Annotated in this window: 15 protein-coding genes, 1 pseudogene and 1 riboswitch; of the genes and pseudogenes, 5 read left to right on the top strand and 11 right to left on the bottom strand. The window is 60.0% G+C overall.

Translation table 11 applies throughout. The annotated features are described in order from the left end of the window. Positions 1–14 precede the first annotated feature (14 nt). The 6 genes from BLP10_RS14990 to BLP10_RS14965 form a co-directional block, all read right to left on the bottom strand. Positions 15–1,412: a M20 family metallopeptidase gene (locus tag BLP10_RS14990; RefSeq protein ID WP_091136133.1), complete on the bottom strand. Its 1,398-nt coding sequence runs from the start codon at positions 1,410–1,412 to the stop codon at positions 15–17. Further along, on the bottom strand, positions 1,413–2,441 hold the full coding sequence (locus tag BLP10_RS14985; RefSeq protein WP_091136129.1) for an ABC transporter ATP-binding protein: 1,029 nt from the start codon (positions 2,439–2,441) through the stop codon (positions 1,413–1,415). Next, positions 2,438–3,412 carry an ABC transporter ATP-binding protein gene (locus tag BLP10_RS14980; RefSeq protein ID WP_091136126.1) on the bottom strand — a complete coding sequence of 325 codons (975 nt, stop codon included), beginning with the start codon at positions 3,410–3,412 and terminating at the stop codon, positions 2,438–2,440. The genes BLP10_RS14985 and BLP10_RS14980 overlap by 4 nt, the downstream gene beginning before the upstream one ends. A 3-nt stretch (positions 3,413–3,415) precedes the next feature. Continuing rightward, on the bottom strand, positions 3,416–4,312 hold the full coding sequence (locus tag BLP10_RS14975; protein WP_091136123.1) for an ABC transporter permease: 897 nt from the start codon (positions 4,310–4,312) through the stop codon (positions 3,416–3,418). A 1-nt stretch (position 4,313) separates the two neighbouring features. Continuing rightward, on the bottom strand, positions 4,314–5,231 hold the full coding sequence (locus BLP10_RS14970; protein WP_091136121.1) for an ABC transporter permease: 918 nt from the start codon (positions 5,229–5,231) through the stop codon (positions 4,314–4,316). Between the two features lie 181 nt (positions 5,232–5,412). Then, on the bottom strand, positions 5,413–6,948 hold the full coding sequence (locus BLP10_RS14965; RefSeq protein WP_342026187.1) for an ABC transporter substrate-binding protein: 1,536 nt from the start codon (positions 6,946–6,948) through the stop codon (positions 5,413–5,415). 169 nt (positions 6,949–7,117) lie between these two features. Here BLP10_RS14965 and BLP10_RS14960 point away from each other — a divergent pair, with 169 nt between their 5' ends. The 5 genes and pseudogenes from BLP10_RS14960 to BLP10_RS24040 all read left to right on the top strand — a co-directional run bounded on the left by BLP10_RS14960 (position 7,118) and on the right by BLP10_RS24040 (position 11,470). Next, entirely contained in the window at positions 7,118–8,050 is a 933-nt protein-coding gene (locus BLP10_RS14960) for a LysR family transcriptional regulator (RefSeq protein WP_091136118.1), read from the top strand. 7 nt (positions 8,051–8,057) lie between these two features. Next, positions 8,058–8,576 carry a DUF2165 family protein gene (locus BLP10_RS14955; protein WP_091136114.1) on the top strand — a complete coding sequence of 173 codons (519 nt, stop codon included), beginning with the start codon at positions 8,058–8,060 and terminating at the stop codon, positions 8,574–8,576. A 352-nt stretch (positions 8,577–8,928) separates the two neighbouring features. Next, the gene (locus BLP10_RS24050; protein ID WP_091136111.1) at positions 8,929–9,120 is read left to right on the top strand and encodes a ribbon-helix-helix domain-containing protein; all 192 of its coding nucleotides are present in this window, start codon (positions 8,929–8,931) and stop codon (positions 9,118–9,120) included. After that, positions 9,110–10,063, top strand: a pseudogene (locus BLP10_RS24045) (GAF domain-containing protein); the annotation flags it as partial. The gene BLP10_RS24050 and the pseudogene BLP10_RS24045, both read left to right, overlap by 11 nt. Positions 10,064–10,165: 102 nt before the next feature. Then, the gene (locus tag BLP10_RS24040) at positions 10,166–11,470 is read left to right on the top strand and encodes a sensor histidine kinase (RefSeq protein WP_425286958.1); all 1,305 of its coding nucleotides are present in this window, start codon (positions 10,166–10,168) and stop codon (positions 11,468–11,470) included. Between the two features lie 151 nt (positions 11,471–11,621). Here the strand turns inward: BLP10_RS24040 and BLP10_RS14940 are convergent, their stop codons facing one another. The 5 genes from BLP10_RS14940 to BLP10_RS14920 form a co-directional block, all read right to left on the bottom strand. Then, entirely contained in the window at positions 11,622–12,749 is a 1,128-nt protein-coding gene (locus BLP10_RS14940) for a ribonucleotide-diphosphate reductase subunit beta (RefSeq protein WP_091136103.1), read from the bottom strand. Between the two features lie 79 nt (positions 12,750–12,828). Beyond that, positions 12,829–15,693: a ribonucleoside-diphosphate reductase subunit alpha gene (locus BLP10_RS14935; RefSeq protein WP_091136100.1), complete on the bottom strand. Its 2,865-nt coding sequence runs from the start codon at positions 15,691–15,693 to the stop codon at positions 12,829–12,831. A 104-nt stretch (positions 15,694–15,797) separates the two neighbouring features. Beyond that, a riboswitch (cobalamin riboswitch) is annotated at positions 15,798–16,001 on the bottom strand. A gap of 196 nt (positions 16,002–16,197) precedes the next feature. Next, complete coding sequence (locus tag BLP10_RS14930; protein WP_091136097.1) at positions 16,198–17,433, bottom strand: ABC transporter permease; 1,236 nt, start codon at positions 17,431–17,433, stop codon at positions 16,198–16,200. Then, positions 17,430–18,182, bottom strand: coding sequence for an ABC transporter ATP-binding protein (locus tag BLP10_RS14925; protein WP_091136095.1), 753 nt, complete (start codon positions 18,180–18,182; stop codon positions 17,430–17,432). The genes BLP10_RS14930 and BLP10_RS14925 overlap by 4 nt, the downstream gene beginning before the upstream one ends. Next, positions 18,167–19,543 (bottom strand): efflux RND transporter periplasmic adaptor subunit, encoded by a 1,377-nt coding sequence (locus BLP10_RS14920; RefSeq protein ID WP_175493924.1) that lies wholly within the window; start codon positions 19,541–19,543, stop codon positions 18,167–18,169. Before BLP10_RS14920 ends, BLP10_RS14925 begins: the two co-directional genes overlap by 16 nt. Between the last annotated feature and the right edge of the window lie 8 nt (positions 19,544–19,551).

The following is a 19,551-nucleotide window of genomic DNA, read 5'->3' as shown; positions in this document are numbered from 1 at the left end:
GCCCCTCGTGATGTTTAGGCTTTGGCGACGGATGGAATGTCTCCGGTTCCGAGATCCCAGTAGAGGCCCGCCATCATGCCGAGAGCCTCACGGGCAATGGCAATCGGCATATGCTCGTTGGGAGCATGCTGGGAGCAGCCCGGATAGGAATGGGGCACCCAGATCGTCCGCAATTCCAAGATCTCCGAGAAGATGTCGTTCGGCAGGGAGCCACCGAGATTGGGCAGAATCGCCGGCTTCTTGCCCGTTGTCTTGGCAAGGGAGTTGACCGCCCAATGCACCCAAGGATCCTCCGGGTCGAGGCGGGTGGCATGGAAGATCTCGTCACGGCTCTTGGCGACTTCGACCATGGTGAAACCGTGCCGGTCGAGGTGGCGACGCAGAGCCGGAAGAACCTCATAAGGATCAATGCCCACGACGAAGCGCAGCTGGCAGCGTGCCCAGGCGCTGGCCGGAACGGCGTTCACCGGAGTCTCCGGATTGCCCGACTTCATGGCCAGCACGTCGAACGAGCACCATCCGAAGACCTGTTCCGCAGGTGTCAGCCCAGGCTCGCCCCATTCCGGATCGATGGTCGGGCCATCGGGTCCGCCGTCGACTTCGCAATCGGCGAGCGCCCGGCGCACGGACGCGGGAACCTCTTTGGGCACCCACTCGTGGATGCGGATCTGGCCGGTGGGCGAGGCAATGCTCGCAATCGCATGAGCAAGCTGAATCGCTGGGTCCGAGAGGATACCGCCCCAATTGCCTGAGTGGTGGCCGCCATCGCGGGCATTGATCGACAGGTCGAAGGTTACGCCGCCGCGAGATCCCAGAAAGATCGTCGGACGCTCTGCATTGAGGCGAGGACCGTCGGACGCGATGAGCACATCCGATTTCAGAAGCTCCTTCTGCTCTTCGCACAACTCGCGCAAGCCGGGAGAACCCATTTCCTCACCCATTTCGATGAGGTATTTGGCGTTGAAACCGAGCTTGCCGCGTGTCTGGAGCACGGCTTTGAGGGCGGCAATATTGATGACGTGCTGACCCTTGTTGTCCACCACGCCGCGGCCATACCAACGGTCGCCGACTTCCGTCAGTGTCCAGGGTGAAAGTCCCTCGTTCCAATCCTTGTCGAGGCCGCGGATGACGTCGCCGTGCCCGTAGCCGAAGATGGTCGGCAGAGACGGATCCTCGATCCGCTCCGCGAAAAGGAAAGGCCCCTTGGCTTTCGGGTGGTGCAAGGTCTTGCACGTAAAGCCGAGGCTCTCCAGAAGCGGGCGCATCTCGCTCTCGATATAAGCCGTGAGCACCTCGGCGCGATCCGGGTTCTGGCTTTCGGTCGGCATGGCGATCAGGCGCGCAAGATCGGCCTTGAGGCCACCGGACTCGAAATAGGCTTCAGCCTTTGCAATGGCCGTTTCGCGAGACATTTAGGAGTTTTCCTTTTGCTTGAGGGCGGTGTTGGCGTTGAGCGTCACCACGTTCCGTGGCGTGGAGGCTCTCAGCTCAGGATCGTGAAGGTGGCAGGCCACAGCGTCGCGGCCATGCTCCGTAAACCGAGGCGTGATCGTGCTGCATTGCGCCATCCGCTCGGGACAGCGCGGATGGAACGGGCAGCCGGGCGGCGGATTGAGCGGATCCGGGAAAGCGAGACCGAGCCCCGTTTCGGGAATGCCCGCGCCGGGTTCGGGCGTCAGGACAGAGGTCAGCAGAGCCTTGGTGTAGGGATGGCGCGGAGCTTTGAAGAGCGCTTCCGTTTCAGCAAGTTCCACCACGCGCCCGAGATACATGACCGCAACGCGGGTCGCGATGTGCTCGACCACCGCGAGGTTATGGCTGATGAACACATAGGTGAGACCGAGTTCTCGCCGCAGATCCATCAGCAGATTCAGGATCTGCGACTGCACCGAGACGTCGAGGGCCGATGTCGGCTCGTCACAGACCACGATTTCCGGGTTCATGACGAGGGCACGGGCAATCGCCACGCGCTGCCGCTGGCCGCCCGACAATTCGCGCGGATACCGATCGGCGAAGCGCTGCGGCAACCCTACCTTGTCCAGAATGTCGAGGGTCTTCTTGCGCCGCTCGGCTGCGGTGCCAATCCCATGCACCTCAAGCGGAAGTGAGACAATGGATGCAATGGTCCGGCGAGGGTTGAGCGATGAGTAGGGGTCCTGGAAAACCGGCTGCACGCGTCGCGCCATCCCCTTGCGACCCAGCGTATGGATGTCTTGGCCGTCGAGGGCGATCTTGCCCGCCGTCGGCGGCAGGAGACCGAGCAGCATGCGGGCGAGAGTCGATTTTCCGCAACCCGATTCACCCACGATGCCGAGCACTTCGCCCTTGCGGATATCCAGGTTGATGCCATTGACCGCGTGCAACGTGCGGCGAGCCTTGAACATTCCCTGGCTGACGCCGAAGGAGCGCGTGAGGCCTTGAGCTTCAAGAAGCGCCGTCATGCTGCGTCCTCCAGAATGCAGCGCCACCGCTGGCCGTCCGGGGTCTCATAGACAGGTGGCGCTTGGCTGCAGATGGGTTGAGTGCGGCTGCATCGGTCACGGAAGCTGCAGCCTCTGATGTCGCCGACGAGTGAGGGAACCACCCCTGGGATGACGCCGAGGCGTCCGCCCGGCACCGTGCGTCCCGGCACAGGAATGCAGTCGATCAGCCCTTGCGTGTAGGGATGTTTCGGGCTCTGGAACAGGGATGCGGTCGGTCCTTCCTCGACGATCTGGCCCGCATACATGACGGCAACCCGATCCGCGATGCGGGCCACGATGCCGAGATCGTGCGTAATCAGCAGCATCGCGATGCCGAGTTCGCGCTGCAGGTCCGCCAGAAGGCGCAGGATCTGAGCTTGAATCGTCACATCGAGGGCCGTGGTCGGCTCGTCCGCGATCAGGAGCTCGGGACCGCACATCAGCGCCATCGCGATCATGACGCGCTGGCGCAGACCACCTGAAAGCTGATGCGGATATTGGCCGAGGCGCTCGGCTGCCGAGGCGATTCCAACCTTGCTGAGCAGAAAGATCGCACGCTCGCGGGCTTCCGCTTCGCTTGCATTCTTGTGCTGGCGATAGGCCTCTATGAGCTGGTTGCCGATGGTGTAGGCCGGGTTCAGAGCGGTCATCGGCTCCTGGAAGATCATCGCCATGCGGTTGCCGCGCAAGGCATTGATCTGCCGCTTGGATGCCTTCGAGAGGTCCTGGCCTGCAAAGGCGAGGCGGCGCGCGTTGCGCTTCGCGGCTTTCGGCAGGAGGTCCATGATCGCAAGCGACGTCATGGACTTTCCGCAGCCGGACTCTCCCACGAGGCAGAGCGTTTCCCCGCGCCTGACGGAGAAGGAGATGTCGCGGACCGCATGCAAGGTGCCGCGAGGAGTGGCGATGTCGACGCTCAGGCCGTCGACCTCAAGGATCGTGTCGGTCATGGATCAGGCCCGTCCTTCCGGTGAGATCACGTCGCGCAGGCCATCGCCCGCAAGATTGATGGCAAAGATCAGCAAAGCGAGAGCCGACCCGGGAATGGCGATGAGCCAGAACGAGAAGAACATGTACGCTTTCGCCTCGGAGATCATGAGCCCCCACGAGGGCAGGGGAGGTTGAACTCCCAGGCCGAGGAAGGAGAGCGCGGCCTCGAGAAGAATGGCGCTCGCTGCCTCCAGGGTCGCGACGACGATCAGGTGGGGGACGATATTGGGCAGCACCTCCCGCACAATGATGCGGGTTGTGGATGCTCCTGCGGCCTCAGCGGCCGCCACGTAATCGAGGGACCGAACCTGTTGTGTTGCGCTCCTCATGACCACTGCGAAGCGGTCCCACTTGAGCAGGCCGAGAACGAGAATGACGACCCACAAGGAGCCGCCGACCATGGCTACCACGGCGAGCGCCACCAGGATGACAGGCATGGACAGACGGGTCGTGACCAGGAAAGTCACCGCCATGTCGACCTTGCCACCGAAATAGCCGGCGAGAAGGCCCAAGGTGGTGCCGATGATGCCCGAGATAAGCACCACGCTCACGCCGATGAGCAGCGAGATGCGTGCGCCATAGAGAACTCGGGACAGGTAGTCGCGGCCCAACTGGTCGGTGCCGAGCGGATGCAGCCAGGAACCTTTCTGGTACCAGAAAGGCGGAACATTCCGCAGGGCGAGATTCTGCGTATACGGATCGTGCGGTGCGAGCAGCGGAGCCAGGATCGCCAGGGCAACAATCACCGCTAGGATGCCCGCGCCGATGACGAAAGCCTTCTGTCCCAGAAAGCGGCGGACGAGCCGCATGGTGGGAGATGGTTCTGGAATGGTGGGTACGGAGAGCGCGATATCGGTCATGTCAGGCCACCCTGATGCGCGGATCGAGCCACGCGTTGGCAATGTCTGAGGCAAGCGTCAGAAGCACGTAGACCACCGACAGGAGCAGAACGATGATCTGCATCACGGGGAAGTCCTTGTAGGTGATGCTCTGATAGGCGAGGTAGCCGAGGCCATCGAGCGCGAAGATGGTTTCGATGACCACGGAGCCGCCGAGAAGGAAGCCAAGCTGCACAGCGGTCAGCGCGACCACAGGCACCACGGCATTGCGAAGCGCATGCTTGAAGACGATCTTGCCCGCTGGAAGACCTTTTGCACGTGCGGTGCGGATATAGTCCGCCGACAGAACCTCGATCATGCCGGCTCGGATCAGACGCATGAACGCGGGAGCCACGTAATAACCGAGAGCAATGGTCGGCATGACAAAATGCAGCCACGTGGCAGAGCCGGAGACCGGTAGCCAACGCAGCGAGATCGAAAAGATCATCACCAGGATCAGGGCAAAGAAGAAGTTGGGGAGCGCCTGACCTACAACTGCAATGGCAAGGGCCAGCCGATCGATCCAGGTGTTCGGATAGACCGCCGCCAATACGCCGAGGGGGATCGAGATCAGCAGCGCGAACCCAAGTGCCAGGAAGCCGAGTAAGATCGTCGTCGGCAGCTTGTCGAGAACGAGCTTGCTCACTTCAGTCTTGAAGTAGATCGATGTGCCGAAATTGCCCTTGAGGGTCTGCCATAACCAATCGGCATATTGGATGATCAGAGGCCGGTCGAGGCCGTAGGTCTGGCGGATGATGGCAAGATCCTCTTCCCTTGCACCCTCGCCGGCGATGGCCATTGCAATGTCGCCTGAAAGGCGCAGGAGGAAGAAGGCGATGGCCGAGACGGCAAGCGCTACAAGAAGCGCCAGGCCCAAGCGTTTAAGAATATAGCCAATCAAGGCTTTGCTCCGTGTTGCCTAAAAATAGGCTGCGCATATCCAGGCCGCGCAGCAGCCGGAAGTTCGGGATGGCTTCACGCAGGCTCGCTTCGCGCCTCAAGGCAGCAACAGCGTTCGCCTATGGTCAGGAATGTGTCAGCTTTGGAACGGCCCATCATGGGCCGTTCCACTAGGCTTGGTTTTACTTCCAGGACATTTCCCAGAAACGCGGCATCTCGTCCGGATAGGCCTTGAACGTCAGATCCGAGGTAGCGACGTAGTAGACAGGCAGCGAATACAGCGGCACCGCATACGCCTTATCGGCAATGATCTTCAGAGCCTCACGATACGAGGCCTTGCGGACCTCCGGATCGATCGACGTATCGCCCTTCGTCAGGAGATCGCGCACCTGCGGATCGCGGGTGATGTCTTCCGAACGGAAGCCGAAATAGTTCGACGTCGCGGCGGATGTGTCGTTCACCGAGAACGAGCCCCAGGTCTGGTGCGTCAGGTTGGCTTTGCCGGCGGCGATGCTCTCGCGCATTGCCGCATATTGCAGGAAGCGCAGGTTGGTCTTGATCCCAACAGCCTGCAGGTAGCCGATCAGCGCTTCGGTCTGGTTACGCTCGCGGTAGGCCACGATATCGAGTTCCAAGCCATTGGCGAAGCCTGCCTCTTTCAGGAGTTCCTTCGACTTGGCCGGATCGTAAGCGTATTTGGTGGCGCCTTCGTCGGTGCAACCGAACTGCGACGGGAAGCAGATCGTATTCAGAACGCGCGAACCTGCGCCGACGATGGACTTCACCATGCTTTCACGGTCGATGGCATGGATGATGGCCTTGCGCACTCTTTCATCCCTGAGGGCCGGAGCCGGGGTGTTCTCAAGGGTGTTCATCTGCATGAACACGATGCGCATGGTCTCGCCGGATACGACCTGCAAGGTGGGGACCGCTTCAAGCTGCTCGGCCTGATCTTTCGGCACGTGCATGATGAAGTCCACGCCGCCCGAGATGGCTTCCGCCATTTGGGTCTGGCGATCCGGGATGAAGCGGATATCGATCTTCGCGATCTTGGGCTGCGGCTTCGGAGAGTCCTTGAAGTAGTCGGGATTCTTCTCGAGGGTGATCGACTTGCCCGGAACGTAGTTCGTGACCTTATAGGGGCCCGAGCCTACTGGCTTGTCGTTCTGGCCTTTCGGGCCGACCTTCTCGTAATACTCGTTCGGATGGATCACCACCGGGCCCGAAAGGTACTCGATCGCGGCCGGGAAGGGTTGCTTGGTCGTGATGCGGACCTTGTACTTGTCCAGCTTCTCTGCCTTCTCGACCCAGCTGACGTTTGCCTGCGTGACGACCTTGTTCTCCGGCTTGGAGATGAAGTTCATCGTGTAGACAACGTCATCCGCATCGAACTCTTCGCCATTGTGGAATTTCACACCCTGACGCAGATCGAACTCGAGCGTCCGATCGTCGATCTGGCGCCATGCCGTGGCAAGCTGGCCCTTGTACTCGTTGGTGTTGGGGTCCCGATAAACGAGCGTGTCCCAGACATGCTGGCCAATGATGACGCCGATGCGCACGTTGTTGAAGTAGGGGTCGACGCTCTCCGGAGCTTGATCGTAAGCGAACCGAATAGTGTTGTCGGACTTGCCCGCAAGGGCAGCGCTCCCGAACACGCCCGTCAATAGAGCGGTGGAAGCGAGGCTTAAGGTAGCTACCTTACGAAGAAGAGACATCATCGGTCCTCTGGAGTTGTCATTTGTTGTTTTGTTGCAAAACTATCCAATCAAGGTTTCGATTCGATCGAACCCAGCGTTGGAGACGTTCCAAACTTGCCAACACTTTCCTTTTGCTTCCATAAGAATGATTCGAAAGGATCGTTGCCGTTACGGCAATGGAGCGAAATAAATGAACCAGTCCGCCCTGCGCTATTTCTTGGAGGTCGCGAGAACAGGCTCGGTGAATGCGGCGGCCGAGCGTTTGAGGGTCGCGGCTTCAGCCGTCAGCCGGCAAATCACGAAGCTTGAGGACGAGCTGGGAGCTCTCCTGTTCGAAAGGCGCTCGCGGGGGATGGTCCTCACTCAGGCGGGACGGCTGCTGGCATCCTATGCGCAGCGAACCGCTCTGGAGAGTGATCAGATCGTCAATGAAATCAGGGAGCTGAGCAACGCCGGTCGTGGACTGATCCGCCTTGGAATTACAGAAGGGCTCGCTGTCAGCTTCATACCGGAGATGATTCATCTTTTTCTACGCGAGCGACCGCATATCCTATTCAACATAAGAGTCCTCTCGCCTGCGGGCGTGGTCAAAGCCGTTCAGGAAGGAGAGGTAGATGTCGGCGTCACCTTCTCCGTGACACCGGAAGGTGGGGTGAAAATCCAATGGCAGCGGGCAATGCCGTCCTATGCCATTGCAAGCACGAACCATCCTCTGATCGGGCAGGGAAGGGTGGAAATATCCGATCTCCTCAAATATCCGATCGGCATTCTCGATGAAGCTGCGACCATCAGGCGTGTGCTCGACATGTACTGCGCAAGTAAAGGCATTGCGCTTGAGCCGATCGCGACCTCAACCAACATCGCGAGCCTTTTGACACTCTGCAGGCTTGGCTCGGCTGTGACTTTCTCCGCGTATATATCTGTGCGCATGGCGTTACGGGATGGGCACGTAGCGATCGTTCCGTTTCGCGAGTCCCGCTTTCTCGAGCGAAACCTTCAAATTCAAACCATGCTAGGGAGAGCCTTGACCCAGACGGTGACGGACTTCATCAGCTTTCTTGTATCTGAGCTGGAAAAGCCGGGGGCAACATCTCCAGGCCTGCTCAATAGCGAACCAGCATGATGGACCAATGATGATTGTCCGGGTTTCCAAATCAATCCTTGTCGGCGCTGTTGCCCTGTGGGTCAGTCTTGTCGCGTTCGGCAACATTACAGACTACGGAACGAACCTCGCTTTCGTGCAGCATGTCCTGTCCATGGACACGGTCTTTCCGGATACGACAATCAAGTACCGCGCCATTACCAACCCGACGTTGCATCATGCCTCCTACCTCCTGATCATCAGTGCGGAAGTGGTGGCGGCTATCCTTTGCTGCGCTGGTGCCGTCCAGATGTTCCGCAAGATCGCCGATCCTTCAGCTTTTATCGAAGCCAAGGGGCTGGCAGTGATCGGCCTCACCGTTTGTCTCCTGATCTGGCTTGTCGGCTTCATCGCTATTGGGGGCGAATGGTTCGGGATGTGGATGTCCACACAATGGAATGGCATAGAATCCGCCTTCCGTTTCTCGGCGTTGATCCTTGGCGTCCTGATTTACGTGGTGATGCCGGATAGCAACCGGATGGGACGAGGGAACGCGGCGGAGCCCTGAGAGCCAAATGAACTGAATGGATTGCTTTCAGAGCTTTGGGATGCACTGCAAGCTATGCTTGCTGCTATGCCCATTGAGACTGCTGCCTCTCCCATCCGTTTTGCAAATTTCAGTTCCAGCCCGAAACGGTCCATCTACCGTGAATCTGCGAGAGGGAACTGCCGAGCTGGCTGGGACAGCCGCTCACGACATGGCCCCTCTCCAACGTATCGATACATCCCTCCTGACAATTTCGAGCGACAACGGCAAAGGTTATAAGGCGAAGAGCCTGTGAACAGTCTCTTGTTTTGTCGAAACCGAGGGCTAACTCAGGTGTTAAAAGTTATACCGGCCTGTGATCGTTTCGAGTCCAATGAAATCCCGCATAACTCGTAATGTCTCGCTCCCCTCGGAGCTAGGAGATTTAATAGAGAGCAAGGTCACTTCCGGCCGCTATCCCAGCGCAGTTGAACTCGTTCGTTCCGCCCTGCGGCTCTTCGATGAGTGGGGGCGCTCAGCGGAACGACAGCTGCAACCTGCCATGGAACAGCCAGATGGACGCTAGGCTGCCTGGCGGGGCGGCCCCCGGACAACTCGATTTCCTCTCCGGCGGTGGTGAAGTGGGCATTCTCATGCGGGCGCATGATTGGTCCTCCTCCCCACTCGGTGCACCCTCAACATGGCCGCAGTCGCTGCGATCCGTGGTCGGACTGTTACTTGGTTCCAAGTTCCCGATGTTCGTGGCGTGGGGCGAGGAACTCGGCTTCCTTTACAATGATGCCTATGCTGAGATCCTTGGTGCCAAACACCCTCAGGCGCTAGGCGCGCGCTTCCACGACATCTGGTCGGAGATTTGGGCCGATATATCCCCGCTGATCGACGCGGCCCTGGCTGGCGAGGCCACTTACCGGGAGAACCTTCCTCTCGTCATGAACCGCAAGGGATTCGACGAGCAAACTTGGTTCACCTTCTCCTATTCGCCTGTGCGTGACGAGAGCGGCCGGGTCGCGGGCATGTTTTGTGCTGTCGCTGAAACAACGGGTCAAATCCTCGCCGAGCAGCGGCAAGCCTTTCGCATCAAACTCGAGGAAGCCTTAAGGGATCTCGTCGATCCCCGCGCCATCATGGAGGCGGCTGTCGAAGCGCTCGGGCAGCATCTTGGGGCTAATCGAGTAGGCTACAGCGAGATGCAGGCGGATGGAGAAACCATAGTCTGCGAGACCTGTTTCTCTAATGGCGTGGAGCCTATTATCGGGGTTTTTCCGATCCGCACGTTCGGCCTGGACAGCATCGAGCGCCAACGAAACGGTCAAATCGACGTCAGCGACGATATTACAGCCGACCCGACGCAGGTTCATGCGACCTGGGCCGCGATCGAGACACGCGCCTTCGTATCGGTGCCGCTCATCCGCGATGGCCGACTGGTAGCTTCCCTGTACGTGAACTTCCGAGATCCTCATCGCTGGTCTCCGGAGGAGGTGGCACTGATTGAGGATGTCGCCGCGCGGACTTGGTCTTCTGTCGAGCGTGCGCGGGCCGAAGCTGCACTGGCCGACAGTGAAAAACGCTTAAGCGCGTTCGTGACGGCAAGCTCCGACGTGGTCTATCGCATGAACCCCGACTGGACAGAACTCCTCAAGCTCGATGGAAGAGGAATCCTCCTGGACGCAGCCACCCCGAACGAGGCTTGGCTCGGCAACTATGTTCACCCCGATGACCACAAGCAGGTCATGGCCGCAATCCAGGAAGCCATTCTCACGAAGAGCATGTTCGAACTGGAACACCGCGTGCGAATGGCAGACGGGACAATCGGTTGGGTGCATTCGCGTGCGCTGCCGTTTCTCCGCGATGATGGCGAGATTATCGAATGGTTCGGGACTGCAAGCGATGTGACAGCCCGCAGGCAGGCCGAAGAGGCCATCGAAAGCCTCGCGATGCAGCTCGCGCATGAACGAACCCGCCTCGCAACCCTGATTGAGAATTTGCCTGTAGGCGTTGCTTTCATTGAACCGCAAGGGACGACAGTGCTGGCGAATCCCGCCTTTCGCCGCTACCGGCCGGATGGCATCATTCCCTCGATGTTGCCCGATGAAGGAGAAGAATGGATCGCCCATGATGACCAGGGCGGCCGAGTGCCAAGAAGCCAATATCCCGCGGCGCGCGCTCTGCGCGGCGAGTTGGTCATGGGTATCGAGTTCCTGCATCGGTCACGCGACGGCCAAGAGAGTTGGACGCGCCTGAGCGGCATTCCTCTGCGCGATCCCAATGGGCAAGTGGCCGGCGCCTTAGCGGTGATCGTGGACATTGACGATATCAAGCGCAGCGAAGAGCACCAGCGTCTCCTGATTAACGAGCTGAATCATCGGGTGAAGAACACTCTGGCGACCGTGCAATCCATTGCAGGGCAAACGCTGCGCAATGCGCCGACAATGGAGGAAGCCAAGGCGGCGCTGGAAGGACGGCTGCTGGCGCTCTCCCGCGCGCACGATGTCCTTACCCAGGAGAACTGGGAGGGCGCGGAGTTGCACGAGATCGCAGCGCAGGCGGTCGAACCTTACAGCAGTTGTGGCGAGTATCGCTTGCATTTGAATGGCCCCAAGGTCCGACTGCTTCCTCACACGGCACTGGCGCTGGCCATGATGCTCCAAGAGCTTGCGACGAATGCGGTGAAGTATGGCGCTCTGTCCAATGCGACGGGTGAGGTCAAGATCACCTGGCGGGTTGATGACGGGGATCCGCCGCACCTTTACCTGCTTTGGGAGGAAAGTGGAGGGCCGCTTGTCCAAGCGCCGGCCCGACGGGGATTCGGAACCCGCTTGATCGAGCGCAGTCTTGCTCAAGACCTCGATGGTGCTGTTCGGATGGAGTTTGCCTCGACCGGCGTCATCTGCATTGTGGATGCCCCCCTCACGTAGCGAGTGCGCATACCTTGATGGGCGAGCAAGCCAGGACTGATCTGCTCCCGCGATAGGGCATTGATCAGTTTAGAGAGAGCCGACAAGGCCTTTCCAATGAGGCGAACGCATTGCGCGCCCTAACAGGGAGGGCGCGCAATAATGATGGGCTCTAATCCCAGGCAAGTGCTCCGCCGCTCTGATAATCGATGACACGGGTCTCGAAGAAGTTCTTTTCCTTCTTCAGGTCCATTGCCTCCGACATCCAAGGGAACGGGTTCTCGGCCTCAGGAAACACGGGTTGAAGTCCGAGTTGGCCGCAGCGGCGATTGGCGATGAAGTGCATGTACTGCTCGCAGGACGCAGCATTCAGCCCAAGGAAGCCATTGGGCATCGTATCCCGTCCGTAAGCCGCCTCCAGCTCCGCGCCTTCACGCAGCATGGCTCTGATCTCGTCCTGAAACGCCGTCGTCCAGAGGTGCGGGTTCTCGGCTTTGATCTGGTTGATCACGTCGATGCCGAAGTTCAGATGGATGCTCTCGTCGCGCAGGATGTATTGATACTGCTCGGCAATACCCACCATCTTATTGCGCCGTCCAAGCGACAGGATCTGCGCAAAGCCAGTGTAGAACCACATGCCCTCGAAGATGACGTAAAACGCCACAAGATCGCGCAGGAAGGCTTGGTCGGCTTCGGGGGTGCCCGTCGTAAATTCGGGATTCTCGATCCCTTGCGTGTGCTTGAGCGCCCAGGCTGCCTTGTCGGTGATCGACGGGACCTCACGGTACATGTTGAACAGTTCGCCCTCGTCCAAACCGAGGCTTTCCACGATGTACTGGAAGGTGTGCGTATGCACCGCCTCCTCGAAGGCCTGCCGCAGCAGGTATTGGCGGCATTCGGGATTGGTGAGGTGGCGGTAGATCGCCAATACGATGTTGTTCGCCACCAAGCTCTCGGAAGCCGCGAAGAAGCCGAGGTTGCGCTTGACCATGCGCCGCTCATCCTCGGTGAGCCCATCCCTCGATTTCCAGAGTGCGATGTCGGCCTGCATGGAAACTTCGGTCGGCATCCAGTGATTGTTGCAGGCGGCGAGGTACTTTTCCCAGGCCCACTTGTATTTGAGCGGCAGAAGCTGGTTCACGTCGGCGCGGCAGTTGATCATTCGCTTGTCGTCGACGCTGATACGGCCGCCTGAGCGGTCGATGGAGCCGAGACCGGCAGCCTCAGAAGACGGAGCCGGAGCGGCGATCAGGTTTGGCTTTGCATCGGAAACACGGCGAGGTTCGGACCAATCGAGCATGTTGGAATCCTTGAATGACTTCAATGATAGGTGTGGGAGGCCACGCCAGATAGGGTGGCCTGTCAGATGCGGGCGGAGACTACTGGCAAGCCTCGCATTCAGGGTCGTCGATGGAGCACGACTTGCCGTTGGGAGCGACGCCGGCGGGCATGGCAACGGGCGTCACCTGCACGGCGTTGAGCTTGCCGTCCGTGCCCTTCAGCGTGGACTTCTCCACATGCGTCGCCGAGGTGGCGCGCAGGTAATAAGTCGTTTTCAGTCCTCGCTCCCAAGCCTGCCGATACATCGAGTCGAGCTTCCGGCCGTTCGGGTTGACGATGTAGAGATTGAGCGACTGGGCTTGATCGATCCACTTCTGGCGCCTCGCTGCAGCCTCGATCAGCCATGAGGCGTCGATCTCGAAGGCTGTGGCATAGAGCGCCTTGAGGTCGTCCGGCACCCGGTCGATGGAAGCGAGGCTTCCGTCGAAGTACTTCAGGTCCGAGATCATCACTTCATCCCACAGGCCACGCTCCTTGAGCGCATGGACGAGGGAGGCGTTCACGACGGTGAAGTCTCCGGACATGTTGGCTTTGACGAACAGATTTCGGAAAGCCGGCTCGATGGATTGCGATACGCCACAGATGTTCGAGATTGTGGCGGTTGGGGCGATGGCCATGCAGTTGGAGTTACGCATACCGGTCGTCTTTACCCGCTGCCGGAGGGATTCCCAGTCGAGGGTCGAGGAGGCCTCGAGCTTAACGCCACGCGCATCGGCAAGAAGCTGAACGGAGTCGATAGGCAATATGCCCTTCGACCACAGCGAGCCCTCGAAGCTCGGATAGCGCCCACGCTCTGCCGCCATGTCAACAGAGGCCGAGATAGCATGATAGGAGAGGGCTTCCATGCTTTCGTCGGCAAACTGCACGGCACCGCCCGAGGCATAGGGGAGCCGCAGGGTCTGAAGCGCGTCCTGGAAGCCCATGAGTCCCAATCCCACCGGGCGGTGGCGCAGGTTCGAACGGCGGGCTTCTGGGATGGTGTAGAAGTTGATGTCGATCACGTTGTCGAGCATGCGCATGGCAACACGCACCGTGCGCTCGAGCTTGGCATGGTCAATGCCTTGCGCCGTCACATGACGCGCAAGATTGACCGAGCCGAGATTGCAGACCGCCACCTCATCGCGGGAGGTGTTCAGAGTGATCTCCGTGCACAGGTTCGAGGAATGCACGACGCCTACATGGCTCTGTGGCGAGCGGATATTGCATGGATCCTTGAAGGTGATCCAGGGATGTCCGGTCTCGAACAGCATGGTCAGCATGCGCCGCCAGAGATCCACCGCACGAACCTGCTTGAACACCTTCATGCCGCCGGAAGCAGCCGCGGCCTCATAAGTCTCATAGGCGGTCTTGAAGGCAGGTCCGTAGAGATCGTGAAGGTCCGGGGTCTCGTCCGGCGAGAACAGGGTCCAGATACCATCCTCGGCCACACGCTGCATGAACAGGTCCGGTACCCAATTGGCAGTGTTCATGTCGTGGGTGCGGCGGCGGTCGTCTCCTGTGTTCTTGCGAAGATCCAGGAACTCCTCGATGTCGATATGCCATGTTTCGAGATAGGCACAGACCGCGCCCTTGCGCTTGCCACCCTGGTTGACTGCGATTGCAGTGTCGTTGGCGACCTTCAGAAAGGGTACGACACCCTGGCTCTCGCCGTTGGTGCCCTTGATGTGCGCGCCGAGACCACGGACAGGTGTCCAGTCGTTCCCTAGTCCGCCGGAATACTTGGCCAGCAGCGCGTTGTCCTTCACCGACTTGAAGATGCCCTCGAGATCGTCGGGCACCGTGGTGAGGAAGCACGATGAGAGCTGCGGGCGGGTCGTACCTGCATTGAACAGGGTCGGCGTCGAGGCCATGAAATCGAAGGACGATAGCAGATCGTAGAACTCGATCGCTTTGGCCTCACGGTCGATTTCCCGCAGGGCCAATCCCATGGCGACGCGCATGAAGAAGGCCTGGGGCAGCTCGAACCGGACGCCATCGACGTGAAGGAAATAGCGATCGTAAAGCGTCTGGAGGCCGAGATATTGGAACTCCAGATCGCGCTCGGGCTTCAGAGCTGAGGCCAGACGACCGAGATCGAAGCGAGCGAGTTCGGGATCGAGCTGCTCTACATCGATGCCCTTCCGGACATAGGCAGGGAAGTAATCGGCATAGCGGCTTGTCATCTCTGCTTGGGTGGCCTGCTGCGCCCCACCATGGACGGCCGAGAGCGCTTCGCGGCGCAGGCTGTCGAGGAGCAGGCGGGCGCTGGCAAAGGCGTAGTTCGGTTCGCGCTCGATCAGGGTACGGGCAGCAAGTACGGGAGCTTGGGCTAATTCGTCTTCGGTTATGCCGTCATAGAGATTACGCATCGTTTCGGCGAGGATTGCTTCCGCCGACACATCGGTAAGTCCTTCGCAGGCTTCGCTTACGATGGCGGTGAGGCGAGCCATGTCGAGAGGGATGCGCGTGCCGTCCTCAAGACGCATCTGGAGGCTGGGTGTTGCCGGGATGATCTCGGGTGTGACCTTGGCGCGTTCCGCGGCGCGCTCTTCCCTGTAGAGTACGTAGGCTCGGGCGACCTTCTGGTGGCCGGCGCGCATGAGAGCAAGCTCGACCTGGTCCTGCACATCCTCAATGTGGAAGGTGCGACCAATCTCAGCCCGGCGAGTGAGAGCAGAGACGATCTCGCCGGTCAAATCCTCTACGATGTCATGCACGCGTCGGGATGCTGCGGCTGTTGATCCCTCAACGCCGAGAAAGGCTTTGGTGAGCGCGACGGCGATCTTGGTCGGATCGAAGGGTGTGACTGCACCATTGCGGCGGATGATCTGATATCCTAGCTCCGATCCGCCTGAGCGGATATTTGCGGTAGGGGCAGGGAACTCCGGCTGAGCAGCGTGATCAGTTTGAAGGGAAGAAGACATTCGGCAACCCCAAAATGTTGGGGGCATGGGCCGAGGAACGCAAAACGCGACCGCAAAAGACGCACGGTTCGCCAAGCGATCCAACGGGGCACCCCGCCCGAGGACATGATCGACAGTTCCGGGCAGGTCTCCTGGCTTGCGGGTCGTTGCCTCCTGCCGGCCTTCCCGGTGATTGCTCACCAGTGACACTGAATGGCAGGACGCTCGCCGCTCACAGTTGCGGGGGCAGCCCCGGATTCGCCTTTCGGCTCACCGGATTCCCTATTAGCCTCGGCTCATCACCGAGGACCCATGAACTACTAGATATGGTGTGGCAGATGGGTGTGGTCGTCAATATGCAGTTATATTTATCGACCGATATCCCCAGCTAATCATCGTCAGCCTGTTACGTGCCTGACAATGAACGGAAGGTCTTGGCTGTGGACGGTGCTGGACGATACGCGAACAGCAGGCTTCCAGCTGTAGGTGTGCTGCAAAAGCGCTGATACGCAGGCCCGTCTCCTCCTATTCGTAACGGAGCGCCTCAATGGGATCCAGCAGTGCGGCTTTGTGGGCAGGATAGAATCCGAAGAACACCCCAATGGCTCCGGAAAAGACAAACCCAAGTGCAATCGACGCTGGGCTCACCCAAATTGGCCACTCCGCCAACTTGCCAACTCCAACTGCCACAAATGTGCCTACGATTACTCCGAGCAGACCGCCCAACAAGCACAGCATTGTGGCTTCGACCAGAAACTGGTTCCGGATATCTCGTCGGCGTGCCCCAAGCGCTTGGCGGAGGCCAATCTCGCGTGTGCGTTCAGTGACCGAGACCAGCATGATGTTCATGATGCTGATCCCTCCGACCACCAGAGAAACCGATGCAATCGCAGCCAGCAGGAAGGTGAAGGACCGGGTAGCCGCGGCACGGGCTTCCATGGTCTCCGAAGGTTTGCGGATCTGGAAATCGTCCGGCGCATCCGAAGCCAGTCTGTGCCGCTGTCGCAGCAAGCGTCGGATCTGCTCCTGCGCCGAGACGATTGCATCATCCGAAACAACCTTCACCATAAGGAAGTCTACAGCGCTCCGACTTACCTTATTGCTTCCGAGCACGCGGAGCTTGGCGGTCGACAAGGGGATCAGCACGACATCGTCCTGATCGCGACCGCTGCCGGCGTTCTGCCCCTTTCGGCTCAGGACGCCCACGATGGTGAATGGCACATTGGCAATCCGAACCAATTGCCCCAGCGGATCTTCACCCTCAAACAGATTGTCAACGACGGTCGCTCCGACCAAAACCACCTTGGCGGCGGTCTCGACCTCATCAAGAGTAAAGCCGCGTCCGGCCTCGACCCGCCAGTCGCGCGCGACTAGGTAGGCCGGGGTGATGCCGCCGGCGAGGGTGGACCAGTTGGCATTGGCGTGCACGATTTGCGTGGCCCTTGATATCGTTGGTGCTGCAACAATGACTTCAGGCACTTCACTTGCTATCGCAGCCGCGTCCTCCTCGCTCAAGTTTTGGCGCGAGCCCGTGCCGAGGCGTACGCCGCCTTGATTGGCAGAGCCGGGCTGGATCATCAGAAGGTTGGCGCCAAGGGAGCGGATCTGCTCGTCGATCTGGCCCTGAGCTCCACTTCCCACAGCCACCATGGCAATGAGGGCAGCTACACCGATGATCATCCCGAGCATAGTCAATGTGCTGCGCAAGAGATTAGCCTTCACCGCACGCCAGGCGATGCGTATTGTTTCTGCCATATTCATGGTGCGGTCTTTTCTGGGCAGGCCAGCCCTTGTGAGGCTGCATCGTCGGAACCAACGTCCCGTACAACTGCTTCATCACTGATTGCACATCCGTCTTGCATGCGCACAATGCGCTTCGCATAGCGGGCAATCGCTGGGTCGTGTGTGACGAGGACGATGGTCCGACCTGTTCGGTTCAAATCTTGGAGTAGTGCCATGACCTCGCGTCCTGTTGCCGTGTCGAGGGCGCCAGTGGGCTCATCGGCGAGGATCAGGCCGGGGCCGGCCGCAAGCACCCGTGCGATAGCAACGCGCTGTTGCTCTCCGCCTGAGAGTTGTCCAGGCCAATGGTGCTGCCGGTGACCGAGGCTAACCTTTTCGAGTGCGGTCACCGCCCGTAACCGCCGTTCTTTCCTGGGGACGCCGGCATACGTCATTGCCAATTCCACGTTTTCAATGGCAGTGCTGCGCCCGAGCAGATTGAATGCTTGGAAGATGAAGCCGATCTTTTGTGCACGGGTCCGCGCACGTTCGTCTGCGCCTAGGTCTGTGACGTCACGGCCACCAAGACGATAGCTACCGGCGGTGGGGTGATCCAAGAGGCCGAGCAGGTGCATCAGAGTCGATTTGCCTGATCCAGATGGCCCCATGATGGCGATGAATTCTCCCGACTCGATCGTAAGGCTGACACCGCATAATGCCGTCACCGTCGCGTCGCCAAGTCTATGCTCCTTACGAAGCTCGGTAGCTTGGATCAGTGGCGGGACCATAGGGCGCCTCCCAGGCGGCCAAGGAGCGAATTGTCAGCGGGAGACCTCGCAACGCCGACGATTACTTGCTGCTCCAGGTGCAGCGGACCGTCGACGATTTCTGTGGCACTGGCATTGCTCCTTCCGATCCGGATGGGAACCTTGGTCGGACGGCCTCCCTCAAGCACCCAGACCGCGTTGACGCTGCCCTCGGCCGCTTGAGCAGTGCCCGGCACAGCCTCTTCTGAAGGACGGAACCGAAGAGCCGCGTTCGGGATCCGCAAAACATCCTTGGCTTGGTCAATGGTGATCTGCGCCAAGGCCGTCATGCCCGGCAGCAGTAACAGGTCGTGGTTTGAGGCCGAGAGGACCACAGTGTAAGTGACGACGTTCTGAGCCAGGCTCGGAGCCTTGCGGATCTGCGCGACTTCGGCAGCGAAAACCCGACCGGGGCTGGCGTCGACGGTGAAGGCGGCGGTCTGTCCAGGTTGGACACGGCTGATATCAGCTTCATCAACCCTGGCATGAACCTCCATCTGCCGCAGGTCCTGGGCGATGACGAACAGAGTGGGAGCAGACAGGCTGGCTGCAACGATCTGGCCCCGGTCGACATCTTTGCCAATGACCTCCCCGTCACAGGGCGCGCGGATTACCGTGTTCGCCAAGTCATCCTCCGCTTGGTCGAGCACAGCAGCCTGCTGTTTGAGCAAGGCCTCCGCGAAGGCGAGTTGCGAGACCGCGGACCTGTGGTCTGCTCCGGCAGCCAGCAAAGCGGATTCAGCGCCGGCGCGCTCAGCCTCGGCCGCTTGCTGTGCGGCTTCGGCTGACTGAAGAATGGCAAGAGAATTGTCGCCTGCAGCCTGCGACATCGTCGAGCGCTCGACGAGGGCCTGCTTGCGTGCGAAGTCACGTCGGGCGTTATCAGCCCGAGCCTTGGCTCCTTGAAGATTGGCATGGGCCATCTGCAGGGCCGAGCGTGCGCGGAGGAGGCCCGCCGCCATGCGGTCGATGCTGGCTTTCGCCATAACAATGCGCGCGCGCGCACTTTCAAGACCGGCACGAGCTTGCCGCACTCGTGCCTCAAAGGCCGTCGTGTCGAGGCGAGCCATGGGCTGGCCCTTGGCAACCCGGTCATTGAAGTCGACCATGACCTCGGCAACTTGCCCGGAGAGCTGGGAGCTCACCTTGACGGTCCCTACGGCGTTGAGGGTTCCTGTCGCCGAGAGGGTGGTGCGAATGTCGCCCCGGTCGACTGGGGCTGTGATGTATCGAGGGGCAGGGGCGGAACGCTGGAGGGCGCTAGGGACAAAACCTGGCGGCAGCAGGAGGATGGTAGAAGTGAGCATCGTGCCCAGAGCCAAAATCCGATAGCGACGTTTCATGGTTGTGC

It is taken from the genome of Microvirga guangxiensis (assembly GCF_900102135.1).
Taxonomy (GTDB): Bacteria; Pseudomonadota; Alphaproteobacteria; order Rhizobiales; family Beijerinckiaceae; genus Microvirga; species Microvirga guangxiensis.
Note: the sequence above shows the minus strand (reverse complement) of the source record. Positions and strands in the feature narration are given on the sequence as shown.

Excerpts from the sequence above, each read along its gene's own strand:
- BLP10_RS14990 (WP_091136133.1), bottom strand. The coding sequence starts at position 1,412 with ATGTCTCGCGAAACGGCCATTGCAAAGGCTGAAGCCTATTTCGAGTCC.
- BLP10_RS14985 (WP_091136129.1), bottom strand. The coding sequence starts at position 2,441 with ATGACGGCGCTTCTTGAAGCTCAAGGCCTCACGCGCTCCTTCGGCGTC.
- BLP10_RS14980 (WP_091136126.1), bottom strand. The coding sequence starts at position 3,412 with ATGACCGACACGATCCTTGAGGTCGACGGCCTGAGCGTCGACATCGCC.
- BLP10_RS14975 (WP_091136123.1), bottom strand. The coding sequence starts at position 4,312 with ATGACCGATATCGCGCTCTCCGTACCCACCATTCCAGAACCATCTCCC.
- BLP10_RS14965 (WP_342026187.1), bottom strand. The coding sequence starts at position 6,948 with ATGATGTCTCTTCTTCGTAAGGTAGCTACCTTAAGCCTCGCTTCCACC.
- BLP10_RS14960 (WP_091136118.1), top strand. The coding sequence starts at position 7,118 with ATGAACCAGTCCGCCCTGCGCTATTTCTTGGAGGTCGCGAGAACAGGC.
- BLP10_RS14955 (WP_091136114.1), top strand. The coding sequence starts at position 8,058 with ATGATGATTGTCCGGGTTTCCAAATCAATCCTTGTCGGCGCTGTTGCC.
- BLP10_RS24050 (WP_091136111.1), top strand. The coding sequence starts at position 8,929 with ATGAAATCCCGCATAACTCGTAATGTCTCGCTCCCCTCGGAGCTAGGA.
- BLP10_RS24040 (WP_425286958.1), top strand. The coding sequence starts at position 10,166 with ATGAACCCCGACTGGACAGAACTCCTCAAGCTCGATGGAAGAGGAATC.
- BLP10_RS14940 (WP_091136103.1), bottom strand. The coding sequence starts at position 12,749 with ATGCTCGATTGGTCCGAACCTCGCCGTGTTTCCGATGCAAAGCCAAAC.
- BLP10_RS14935 (WP_091136100.1), bottom strand. The coding sequence starts at position 15,693 with ATGTCTTCTTCCCTTCAAACTGATCACGCTGCTCAGCCGGAGTTCCCT.
- BLP10_RS14930 (WP_091136097.1), bottom strand. The coding sequence starts at position 17,433 with ATGAATATGGCAGAAACAATACGCATCGCCTGGCGTGCGGTGAAGGCT.
- BLP10_RS14925 (WP_091136095.1), bottom strand. The coding sequence starts at position 18,182 with ATGGTCCCGCCACTGATCCAAGCTACCGAGCTTCGTAAGGAGCATAGA.
- BLP10_RS14920 (WP_175493924.1), bottom strand. The coding sequence starts at position 19,543 with ATGAAACGTCGCTATCGGATTTTGGCTCTGGGCACGATGCTCACTTCT.